This is a genomic window from Pseudomonas duriflava, from assembly GCF_007830155.1.
Classification (GTDB): domain Bacteria; phylum Pseudomonadota; class Gammaproteobacteria; order Pseudomonadales; family Pseudomonadaceae; genus Chryseomonas; species Chryseomonas duriflava.
In genome coordinates this window covers 19,783-31,061 of record NZ_VLKY01000020.1, presented here as the reverse complement: position 1 = coordinate 31,061, position 11,279 = coordinate 19,783, and the positions used below count along the sequence as shown (strand labels likewise).

At 51.1% G+C, this 11,279-nt stretch carries 10 protein-coding genes and 1 pseudogene; 4 read left to right on the top strand and 7 right to left on the bottom strand.

Annotation, left to right across the window (positions count from 1 at the left end; all coding sequences use genetic code 11):
- Nucleotides 1-19: 19 nt before the first annotated feature.
- Complete coding sequence (locus tag IQ22_RS20310; RefSeq protein WP_145145424.1) at nucleotides 20-1,315, bottom strand: efflux RND transporter periplasmic adaptor subunit; 1,296 nt, start codon at nucleotides 1,313-1,315, stop codon at nucleotides 20-22.
- A gap of 47 nt (nucleotides 1,316-1,362) precedes the next feature.
- The gene (locus IQ22_RS20305; RefSeq protein WP_145145422.1) at nucleotides 1,363-2,601 is read right to left on the bottom strand and encodes a TolC family protein; all 1,239 of its coding nucleotides are present in this window, start codon (nucleotides 2,599-2,601) and stop codon (nucleotides 1,363-1,365) included.
- 593 nt (nucleotides 2,602-3,194) lie between these two features.
- Between IQ22_RS20305 and IQ22_RS20300 the strand changes: the two genes are divergently transcribed.
- The 4 genes and pseudogenes from IQ22_RS20300 to IQ22_RS20285 all read left to right on the top strand — a co-directional run bounded on the left by IQ22_RS20300 (nucleotide 3,195) and on the right by IQ22_RS20285 (nucleotide 7,086).
- Complete coding sequence (locus IQ22_RS20300) at nucleotides 3,195-3,869, top strand: heavy metal response regulator transcription factor (protein WP_145145420.1); 675 nt, start codon at nucleotides 3,195-3,197, stop codon at nucleotides 3,867-3,869.
- Nucleotides 3,866-5,299 carry a heavy metal sensor histidine kinase gene (locus tag IQ22_RS20295; protein ID WP_145145418.1) on the top strand — a complete coding sequence of 478 codons (1,434 nt, stop codon included), beginning with the start codon at nucleotides 3,866-3,868 and terminating at the stop codon, nucleotides 5,297-5,299. The genes IQ22_RS20300 and IQ22_RS20295 overlap by 4 nt, the downstream gene beginning before the upstream one ends.
- A 44-nt stretch (nucleotides 5,300-5,343) precedes the next feature.
- Complete coding sequence (locus IQ22_RS20290) at nucleotides 5,344-6,288, top strand: cation diffusion facilitator family transporter (protein ID WP_145145416.1); 945 nt, start codon at nucleotides 5,344-5,346, stop codon at nucleotides 6,286-6,288.
- A 59-nt stretch (nucleotides 6,289-6,347) separates the two neighbouring features.
- Nucleotides 6,348-7,086: pseudogene (locus tag IQ22_RS20285) on the top strand (IS5 family transposase).
- Between the two features lie 74 nt (nucleotides 7,087-7,160).
- Here the strand turns inward: IQ22_RS20285 and IQ22_RS24175 are convergent.
- The 5 genes from IQ22_RS24175 to IQ22_RS20260 form a co-directional block, all read right to left on the bottom strand.
- Nucleotides 7,161-7,361, bottom strand: a complete 201-nt coding sequence (locus IQ22_RS24175; RefSeq protein ID WP_425298885.1) for an ArsR/SmtB family transcription factor — start codon at nucleotides 7,359-7,361, stop codon at nucleotides 7,161-7,163.
- Nucleotides 7,362-7,590: 229 nt separating this feature from the next.
- Nucleotides 7,591-8,574 carry an LLM class flavin-dependent oxidoreductase gene (locus tag IQ22_RS20275; RefSeq protein ID WP_145145414.1) on the bottom strand — a complete coding sequence of 328 codons (984 nt, stop codon included), beginning with the start codon at nucleotides 8,572-8,574 and terminating at the stop codon, nucleotides 7,591-7,593.
- 45 nt (nucleotides 8,575-8,619) lie between these two features.
- Entirely contained in the window at nucleotides 8,620-9,420 is an 801-nt protein-coding gene (locus tag IQ22_RS20270) for a sugar phosphate isomerase/epimerase family protein (protein WP_145145412.1), read from the bottom strand.
- Between the two features lie 17 nt (nucleotides 9,421-9,437).
- On the bottom strand, nucleotides 9,438-10,238 hold the full coding sequence (locus IQ22_RS20265) for a TIM barrel protein (protein ID WP_145145410.1): 801 nt from the start codon (nucleotides 10,236-10,238) through the stop codon (nucleotides 9,438-9,440).
- Nucleotides 10,235-11,251, bottom strand: a complete 1,017-nt coding sequence (locus IQ22_RS20260; protein ID WP_145145408.1) for an LLM class oxidoreductase — start codon at nucleotides 11,249-11,251, stop codon at nucleotides 10,235-10,237. The genes IQ22_RS20265 and IQ22_RS20260 overlap by 4 nt, the downstream gene beginning before the upstream one ends.
- Nucleotides 11,252-11,279 lie beyond the last annotated feature (28 nt).

Here is an 11,279-nt window from a genome sequence, read left to right as displayed (position 1 = left end):
TTCTCGATACGAGGGGCGATTAATGGGAATGCTCGGCTGAGCCTTTGCCCAGCTCGGACTTAAGAATGAAACTGCCTTCCGCAGCGATCTGAGTTCCTTCGGTCAACCCCTGGACAACTTCCACGACTTGGCCGTCACGTGCTCCGACTTTTACAGACTGAGCTTGAAACCCTTCAGCGGTACGTATAAATACCGTAGGCTTATTCTCAATGGTTTGGATCGCCTGTGCTGGTACTGTGACCGCTGCCCGCTGACTGCTGGTAGCAATCTTGATCGTGACAAATAGGCCGGGTCGCCAGGCGCCTTCAGGGTTGGGAAGTGTGACTCGCGCCATTGCAGCCCGTGTTTGCTCACCGAGAAGACTTCCCACATAGGCGACAACTCCTGAGACCTGAGTTTCTAATTCAGGCGCACTGACCTCGACCGCCTTTCCAACGGTTACTTTGGCCAAGTCCTTGGCTGACACGTTAAAGGTCGCCCATACTTTGGCCAGGTCGCTGATGATGAAAACATTACTGTTTTCGTTAACGACCTCTCCGAGTGCGATATGCTTTTCAATAATCATCCCATCAAAGGGTGCTCTAAGTTCATAGCGATTACCCCCTGTAGGCTTACTACTTCCACTTAAGGCCACCATTTTTTGCTGAGCATTTTTTAGAGAAATCTCTGCCTCTTGCAAAGCCTGCCGTGCCTCCAGGTAGTCCTGCTCAGCCGAAATCTTGTCCTGCCAAAGCGTACGCTCCCGTTCGAAAAGTGTTCTGGCCAGCGCCGCGCGTTGCTTAGCCGCTGCTAGCTCGCTGCGTTGTTCTGAGATTTGCTGACTAGAAATAGTAGCGAGCAATTGGCCCTTCTTAACATGTTGCCCCAAACCTACTGTTATGGCCTCGACTACGCCTGCCACACGGGGAACGATATGTGCGGTCCGGTCCTCATCGAAGGTTATTTCTCCAGGCAGCTCCAACAAGCTGTTAACAACGCCAGATTTAGCTTGGGCAAGCGTAATGCCGGCAGTTTTGATCTGCTCTGCACTGAGTTCTAGCTCGCCCTCTTTATGTTCTTCATGCCCATGCTCTTCGGCCTCATCATGTTCCTTATCGCTGTGGCTTTCAGAGTCGTCCTTTTTCCGTTTAGATGCCTTGTCATGGCCACTATCGCTATGCTCATGACCTTCCTCGGCCTGGCTGTCTGCATCATGGCCGTGCTCCTCGGCATGTACTGCGTTACTGGAAAAGGTACCGTCGATACCTGCGCTAAGACCTAACCCCAGCATTAATGCAACGACAGCAGCAACCTTAGTTTTGTGCTTCTTACTCATGGAAACTCCCATACACAACTGTGCGTCTCGTTAGTACAAGGCGCCATTTATTCCTGGCTGTCTGTAATAGATGTGGTATCGCCGTAGATGCGCTCTATACGAACCCAGGCGTCGATAGCATCTGCTAATGACTGTAGATATTGGGCTCGGGCCGAAATAAGGGTCCGTTGAGCGTCTAGTACATCCAGAAAGCCGAACTTGCCCATGGCAAAACCACGCGTTGCGCTTTCTACAGCGCTTTGGCCTGCGGGCAGAATTGCATTTCTTATCTCATTAAGATCTGCCTGAGCGGCCTGCCATTGCTCAAAAGCCTGCTGTGTCTCGCTTATCAAGCGCAGCTCAGTAGCGTTGCGTAGGTCCATGGCCTGACCCGCTTGGCGGGAGGCCGCAAGAACATTGCCCTGGTTGCGATCAAACAGTGGCAACGGCAAGGAGACGCCCACAAGATTTACCCGTTCACGTTCCTGCTCATCGTATTGACTACCAATGCTTACCCGCAGGTCAGGGATTCGTTGGGTACGCTGCAGGTTTAGCTCTGCATCGCTTTGGTCTATCTGAAGACGGGCTTTGTATAACTCCGGGCTGTTTCTGATACGCGCTAAAAGCTCAGCCTTTTGAGGGAGTCGGGGCAGATATTCCAGATTTCCTATCACTGAAGTAAAGGTGGGGTAGGTGCTACCTAAATATGAAGCAAGCTGTTTATAGGCGTTGTCCTGCTCAAGTTGAGCGCGTCTTACCTCCAGGCGGACTGACGACAACAGCACTTCGGCTCTCGTTTCTTCGACCGGAGAGGTCTTACCCGCGACCACACGGGATTTTGCTACCGTTACTGCTCGCTCGGCTAATTGCAATGACTCGTTGGCCAGCCGTAGACCTTCTTGTGCTCGTAACGCCAAATAGAACGCCTGAATCACGTCGGCTCGTAAATTGTTCCGTTTTAAAACAATTTCAGCTGATGCTAGGGATTTCCCAACTTCTGCCACGTTCATCCGAGCCTGACGTTTACCGCCCAGTTCAAAAGGTTGGGTGATGGTGATGCTATTGATCTGGCTGCCTGAACGAGTGTCTTCCACATCCCAGGCGAGCTCAGGATTAGGTATCAGGCTGGCTTGTTGATGTATCCCTTGAGCAACGCCCGTTTCCCATTGTGCAGCAGAAAGCCCGGGGTTTTTTTCATAGGCCGTTGAGATTGCCTGAGCGAGCGTTAATGAATGATTAGGATCAGCGGCGTATGCGGAAATAAATCCAGTGCTGCCCAAACAAATCAAAAAAACTACAAGTCTCATTGAACTGAGCTTTAACATCCTATCCAATTTTATTAACGCCGAGACAACAGCGCCCTCAATAATAAATATGCCAAGTAGTTAGTTTCTAATATCTGCGTCAGACGTTTATGTGTTTAGTGGCAAGTATTAATAGCAACAGCAATAAGTCTTCCGCGCTTTTGTTCTAGTGTTACTGTAAGAGCGCGCTCTTATCATAAAAGTGACTAGAACATTACAAAACTGTAATGTTGGCAGTATTCGTTACGGTTTGTACTACTCTGGTACCGTAGAGTTAAGGTTTCGGTCGAATGCAAGATTTAGTAACATTAAGGTCAGTTAATAAAAACGTAGGCAAAAAGGGCTCAGGGCTAGGCCCTATATGCCCTGCAGCGTATATGGCGTGGCGATTCGTCGCATAGAGCTATCAGCAAGTACTTGAGTTCACAGCATAAATTTCTTGACCCTGTAGCTACTACAGACTCTAGTGTGAGGCTCTGGAAAGGATTTTATTTCGTAGGTTCCCGTTAACTTGGATAAGGCCATTCTGACTAATTCAAACATATTTATGAATTAGCTAAAAAGAAATGGAAATTATATTTTGTTTTAGGTGATATATGCGCATCCTTGTAATTGAGGACGAGCCAAAAACTGCCGAATACTTACATCAAGGCCTGAGCGAAAGTGGTTATATTGTTGACTGCGCAAACACAGGCATTGATGGACTTTATCTTGTTCATCAGCATAGTTATGATCTTGTACTACTAGATGTAAACCTACCCGAGATGGATGGGTGGGAGGTTCTTGAACTTATTCGAAAGCGAAAACAGACACGAGTCATTATGCTGACCGCACGTGGTCGTTTGGATGAAAAAGTTAGAGGGCTTGATCTTGGTGCAGATGACTATCTGGTCAAACCGTTCCAGTTTCCAGAACTGCTTGCCAGGATTCGGACGCTGTTGCGTAGAAGCGAGGCGATTCATGTCCCTGACGTCATAAAGGTAGCAGAGCTGGAGCTTGATCCGGGCCGGCATCGAGCTTTTCGCGGAAACAAGCGTATCGACCTCACGACCAAGGAGTTTGCTTTACTACAGCTGCTTATGAGTCGATCAGGTGAAGTACTGACACGTACACAGATCATTTCCTTGGTCTGGGATATCAATTTTGACTGTGACACGAACGTAGTAGAAGTATCCATCAGCCGATTAAGAGCAAAAATCGACGATGGCTTTGATGTAAAGCTCATCCATACCATTCGTGGCGTCGGTTATGTACTTGAGGAGCGTGGATGAGTTCTGCCAGTTTGTCGCTTCGTCTAGGCATCAAGGTCGTCTGGATGGGAGCTGTTCTTGTGCTCCTACTGATCATACTCGCGTACTGGACTTTAAACCGAGAACTTGATGTGCTTGCCAGGGAAAACCTAAGCAACAAGTTTCAGCGTATCGAGCATGCCTTGAATGTTGATGTAACACCTAATGAAATAGGGCAAAGGACCCATGTACTTCAAGATCTCGTCTTGGGACATGATAATCTGACCCTAACTATCTTTAATCATGCCCAACGCACCGCGCCGTTACTAACTATTGGTAATAAGTCGTTGGATACTTTTCTTCAGAATCTGCCCTCCGGCACTACTGCTACGTTTCACCCCTGGATCTCACGCGAAGGGGCCAACATGCTCACCCTTTCGCAAGATGTAAAAACGAAACAAGGACAGATGGTTAAGGTGTTTCTAACCTTAAACCGTTCAGAGGACGAGCATCTTGTTAACGCCTTTGTGAAATCCTCATTAATGGCTATTCCCATTTTATTGCTGTTTATTGGAATGGGAGCTTGGTGGATAGCTCAGCAAGGTTTGCGGCCTTTAAGACAATTCCAAAGTGTTGCTTCCAGGGTTTCAACAGAAGATCTCACTCATAGAATCAGGACTGAAAAGCTGCCTAGAGAACTTGAGGAATTGGGTCGCAGTATCAATTTCATGTTGCATCGACTGGATACCGGTGTTCAGCAGCTCTCTGAGTTCTCGGATGACATTGCCCATGAACTGCGCGCACCCATCACTAATCTAATGGGGAAAGCCCAAGTGGTGCTAACACGAGAGCGCTCCAATGATGAATACAGGGCAGTTCTGGAGTCTTCCATGGAAGAGCTTGAGCGGGTGAGCCAGATTGTCTCTGACATGCTTTTCCTGGCTAACGTCAGCCATCCCGCTTCGCAAGTACCTTTTGAGCTGATCTCACTTAAAGATGAGGCACTTCGTGTAGCCGACCTGTTTACACTTAGTGCCGAGGAGAACGGCGTTCATCTAGATATTACAGGAGAGGCTCAGATAGAAGGGGACCGAATCATGGTGCAACGCGCCATTTCCAATTTGCTCTCCAATGCTATTCGGCACGCCCCTTCTGGAAGCAGGGTTTCTATTCAAATATCTCACCAGGAAGATACCGTCAGCCTTTGTGTCGAGAACCCTGGCGCGGGTATCGCCCCAGAGCATCTTCCACATTTGTTTGAACGCTTCTATCGAGTCGATGGTGAAAGAGTCCACGATCAGCGGCGGACCGGATTGGGCCTTGCGATTGTTCGCTCCATCATGAGCCTGCATCAGGGTTCCGTTGGAGCCAACAGCACACCGGGCCATAACACTGTCTTTTGTCTCTACTTCCCGAAAGGTCGAACCAAGTCAGCTCGAGTTGGCTCCACATTGATATTAGCCAAGCACTGAACAACCTGGCTGATTTGGTCTTAGTTGGAATAAGGATTACCTTTATGGAAAAACATCATGCGCATGGTCAAGAAACACATGCTGGCCATAATCACAGCCATGCAGGGCATCATTCTCACGGAGCCGTTGATACCCATAATCGAGCGTTCCTGATTGCTACAATCCTGAATGCAGGGTTTGTAATCGTCGAGTTCGCCTACGGTGTCATGGCCAATTCAACCGCACTAATTGCTGATGCCGGACATAACCTGTCAGATGTACTTGGGTTGATACTTGCTTGGGGAGCGGCACTGCTGAGCCGTAAGTCTCCTACCCGCAAATATACGTATGGACTGCGTGGATCTTCGATACTGGCTTCCCTTGGTAATGCAATGTTATTGCTGGTTGCCTGTGGGGCCATTGCCTGGGAAGCAGTGCACCGATTTTCAGAACCAGCAACCGTATCGGGACTTACCGTTTCCGTTGTAGCGGGTGTAGGTATTCTTATCAATAGTGTATCGGCTATGCTGTTTGTCAAAGGCAGCAAAGGTGACTTGAATATACGTGGAGCTTTTATGCATATGGCAGCCGATGCGGCTGTATCTCTCGGAGTAGTATTGGCCGGTATAGCTATTTATTATACCGGCTGGCACTGGATAGACCCGATCCTGAGTCTCATCATCGTTGCTGTAATCATGCTAGGGACATGGTCATTGTTACGCGACTCTGTTGAGCTGGCTCTCAATGCCGTACCCGGCAATGTGGATCGCTCCGCTATAGAGTCATATTTGCGGAAACTAGCAGGCGTCACAGATCTGCATGATCTACATATCTGGGGTATGAGCACTACAGAAAATGCGCTTACAGTACACTTGGTTCTCCCTGAAGGCTATCCTGGAGACAACTTCATGGATGAGGTTGTGCATACGCTCAAAAGTCAGTACGCAATTCATCACAGCACTATACAAATAGAGCAAGGGCATACTCATCATGAGTGTGAATTGACTTAGGGTTTGTCTGAAAAGTAGTGTTTGCAAGCTTGACTTCGCGATGGCAAGCGGAGGTAAGCATGACGAGGCGGCACGAGCTTTCGAACTCGTATTGGGCATTGATCGAAGACGTCGGTTCTCCGCCTCAGACGATGGGTCGTCCGCACCGTGATGATCGCCAGATGCTTAATGGCATCTTCTGGATCTTGTGCTCCGGAGCTAAATGGCGTGATCTACCTTAGCGCTATGGCCCTTTGAAAACGGTCTACCAGCGCTTTCGACAGTGGCGTGACGGCGGTACCTTCGAGCGTATCCTGACTCGTCTACATCTCAAGCTTCGCCAGGATGGCTATCTGGATTTGGACACCTGGATGATCGACTCCACCACGGTCCGCGCCACTCGTGCCGCCTCGGGAGGCGAAAAAAAGGGGGCCTAGAGGAACCGCTAGACCATGATGCGCTGGACCGTAGGCGTGGTGTTGCTGTCGGATAGTGGCTGACAAAGGCTACAACAGTGTAGCACTCCGACATTATTGCGACCGTGTCGGTATCCAACCTGTCATTACCCGACGCGAAATGCATCGCAAGCAGCGTCTTAGCTTGCCTCGACTGTTTGATCGACCCAAGTACCGTCAGCGCAATGCGATAGAACGCTTGTTCAGGTGGCTCAAGGAGAAACGTAGGCTCTGCACCCGCTTTGACAAGCTGACCTGCAGCTTAAAAGTAATGACAACCCTGGCCTGTATCGACCGGTGTTGGCGTGTCGCCTTTTCAGACAAACCCCTAGCAAGTCGAAGGCAGGAACAACGTGATAGTTGATGTATATGGAATTCGATAATCAAAGAATTAGATAAAAAATCGACAAACTTCAAGTAGGTAGCTGTACCTAATCGTTAGGAACGCTTCAGATACCATGGTATTCCCAAATGCTCTGCTAGCATGCTCTGAAATCGCCTAATCGACTTTTCATTACGTTTGAAGAAGCGGAACGTGCCTACTTGTTTCATATCAAGTAAGCCTGCCTCTTTGAGTTGAGCCAGATGACGTGAAACCGTAGATTGCGACAGTGCACAGCGCCGAGTGATTTCACTCATACAGATACCCAGATTCTGGCCGTATTGTTGATTTGGAAAATTCGTTAGTGGTTCCTTGAGCCAGAGAAGAATGTTGCGCCTTGATACGTGCGCGATTGCACGTATCAAGGTTTCTAGCTCGAGTTGACAAATAGTGCTTGCTGCTGTGCGATCCTGATTTTCTATCATCACCGACAGATCCCTTTGCAGGTATCCCATGAGCTAAGGGCAGTTGATCGTATAACTAGGTTCAATCGAGCAAGTCGCTGATTGACTCCGCTGCGATTTGATAGGAAAGATTACGGGCGGCGCTGTCGTGAATTCGCGCATCTATGATTACTTCATCTGCCTGAGTGGCGGCAATGAACTGCCGGAGCCAATTACCGACGTCCTCGGCATTACCTACGGCGGTACAGGACATAGCTTGCGACAGGCTGTGACGATCGTAATCGGACAGGCTTTGCATGAAGCCTTCTGTGGGAAGAGGAAGCAGCCCGGGCTTACCCGTATAGAGATCGTGGACCCAGTGCTGGTGAGAGCTGGCCAGAAACTCAGCCTCTGCTCGATGACGGGCAGCGAAGACATTGGCCCCAACGATGACGTAAGGCTTGCCTAGCACTGCAGAGGGACGAAATGTCGCTCGGTAATGCTCAATCGCCTGCATCAGAAAGCGAGGGGCAAAATGGGAGGCAAACGCATAAGGCAGACCGTTTTTCGCCGCCATGTCAGCACTGTATAGACTCGACCCCAGCAACCATATTGGTAAACTGTGATTGCCCGGAATTGCCCGAACCGGCTCGCTGCCATCATCAGCGAGGTAGTGGGTTAATTGCTCCAGGTCGCGGTTGAAGTCGCGTTCCGAAGCATCGCCGCGCAGGGCGCGAATCGCAGCACCTGCGGAGCCAGGCGCGCGTCCGACACCCAAATCGATACGGCCGGGGAACAGCGTATCCAATGTACCGAATTGTTCGGCCACGACAAGGGGCGAGTGATTGGGCAGCATAATGCCGCCTGACCCTACCCGCAGCGTCGTAGTTGCCCCAGCCAAGTGCTGAATGAGTAGTGTTGTAGCGCTGGAGGCGATACCTGGCAAATCATGGTGCTCGGCCACCCAATAGCGCTTATAGCCATGGGCTTCCACGTGCCGAGCTAGCGCCACGGCATCAGTCAGTGTATCAGCGAAAGTTTTGGCTTCGCCGATCATCATCAGGTCTAGTACAGACAAAGCAGTCATTAGAAGCTCCTACGGCAAAGTGTTGAATGGTTAAAATCAGGCATTTCAGCGCAGCGCCGCCCAGGTCGGATGGACCTGCAAACGTCGATCGATATCACGCAACGTAGCAAGGCAACGTTGCAGCTTGAGATAGATATCACCGCCGTAATCCCAGCCCAGCACCCCAATGCTGCCGGTGTAGCCGACACGGTTCAGAGCGTCGATTACCGCAAAGTTATCCATTTCGCCCCTATCGACTGGCTCCATGGTGGCAACCCCGCCCCAGCCCAGTTGCGACAGCGCGCTACCAGAGGTCACCACTTGCATTAGCCAGGGTTTCATCATTTGCAGCCGTTTCTCCAGCTGGCCTTCTTGGCTGGCGTACCAGTGGTAGGCGTTAAACGAGGCACCGAGGCGAAGATGGTTGAAGTGCTCGCAAATTTGCACAACTTGCGAGGTAGTCTGGGTTACATGATGCAGGTGTGGATAGAGCGCGATGCGCAAGCCGCGGCGTTCGACAATCGGCAGTAAGGATTCAATGAAGCGTAAAATCGCCGCCTCGCCATTGACGGATGTCTGTACCGCCAGCTCAATTAACTCGACCCCTTCGACAGTTTCTACAATGTTGCGCAACAGGTGATCGTTACGCCCTTCGTGCAGCACTAGGTAGAGTCCTTCGACCTTAAGTCCATGGCGCTCCGGCACTTGGGGCAAAAGGGTCAGGTCAGTCAGCGGTGTTCCACCCCACGCGGCCACGGTAATGCCGTTGTAGCCGATTTCTGCAAGCATCGCGCATTGGGTCTCGAAGGCGTAAACGCCCATTGATGAATAGAAAAAAGAGTCGAGTGCATGGACAGAATGATTCATGGAAGGACCTTGCACAATCAATAGGGCAGTGGGTCGAGCACGGCCCACTCCGGATGAGCTGCCAGACGCTGCTCCATGGAGCGAAACGCGATCATGGAGCGCCGCAGGTTGCCATAGACATCACCGCCCATACTCTCCCAGCCGAGCACGCCGACTCGCCCTTCAAAGCCGCGACGTTGCAGTGCTCCCAATAGTACAAAGTTATCCATTTCGCCTTCGTCCAGAGGCTCGATGGTCGCCAGTCCACCCCAGCCCAGGGGTGATAGGCGGCTACCGGCGATGTTTACGTTGCGCAACCAGGGCCATACGGCATCGAGTCGCTGCTCCAGGTGTTTTTCCTGATTGGCGTACCAATGGTAACCATGGAAAACGATGCCCAAGTGCGGATGGTTGAAGGCTTCGCAAAGAGCGACGGCCTCGGTGGTAGTCTGCATGCCGTATCGTGCATGGGGATACAGGGCTATCTGAAGATTACGCCGCTCGCAGATCGGCAGCAGCCTTTCTAGCATCATCCGATCCAGGTCGGTGACCGTATTACCTGAGTGCAGCGCCAGCTCGATCGTTGAGCAGCCCTCTAGGCTTTCAAAGATATTGGTGACAAATGCCTCCAGCCCTTCGCGGTAGATTAGGTAAACCGCGCCTACGTCCAAGCCCCACTGCGCCTTGATCTGAGGTATGGCAGTCAGATCCTTGCTCCAGGCCGACATTGTCATGCCTTGATAGCCGATTTCAGCAAGCATTTCGCACTGAGCCTGCAGCGGGTAAGTACCCAGGCGGGTCTGGAAAATGAAGTCCATATGATGGAGAGGATGTTTCATGTGTGCTGCTCCATGCGCAATCGGGCGGATGTAGAGGTCAGGCTTGGGAAATGCGGAAGTATGTATTCACCCAGTTCGTCTATTACCTCCGAGGCGTGGCGTCGTTGCGGCTTGAAGTGTAGTGCCACGTGGTTGACGCCTTGGTCCTGCTGACGCTTCCACAATTCGATCAGCGCATTACGACCAGCGCGCAGCACCCGCCCGGGTTGTACAGGATGATTAGGATCTTTATCCAGGTCGAACAAGGTGCCATAGCCGTATGGCTTGAAGCTATTGACTCCACAGGCTGTGCGCCAACGATCGATGATCTGGGGGATAAGTGCCGGATTAGCAATGTAAGAAAGAATGCCGTCGGTTTTTTCGCCAATCCATTCCAGCGACTGGCCCGATTGACCGATAACTATAGTGGGCATCCTTGATGCGACCGGTTTGGGCACCAGGTCGAGCGAGCCATCCAGGCGTCCGTAGAATTTTGATGAATAGACGCCCCAGTTCTCTTCGGTGGCGGCGCGTAAGAGCGCCAAAGCATCACGGAAGCGTTCGGCGCGGTTTTCGAAATCAAGACCAAATGCCGGGTACTCCACAGGGCGATCCCCAGTAGCCAGGCCTAGGATAAATCGACCGCCCAACAGTTGATCGACGCTAGCGGCTTGTTTGGCCACAATCAGGGGATCGCGCAACGGTAAAACGATTCCGGCGGTACCGAGAGTGATGCGCTTGGTCACGGCGGCCAGGTAGCCTGCATACACCAATGGATCGAGGATCTGCCCGACGTCACCGAAATCGGGGTCATAGAAGGGTACATCGCGCAGCCAAATGGCAGCGAAGTCAGCTTCGTCAACCTTGTGCGCCATAACCACGTGGTCCTCTAAGGTCGGCCCCGGGCTGTTGGGATAGCTTTCCAATGGTGCGATAAAGCCGAATGTCAGGCGGCCGGGTTGAAAAATACGGGAATAACCGTGGTGGGCCATTAAGTCAGGGCTGAGAGAGGGGAGGGAAGTATTGGGATTCATCGATAAGCCTCTTATAAAAGACACACTG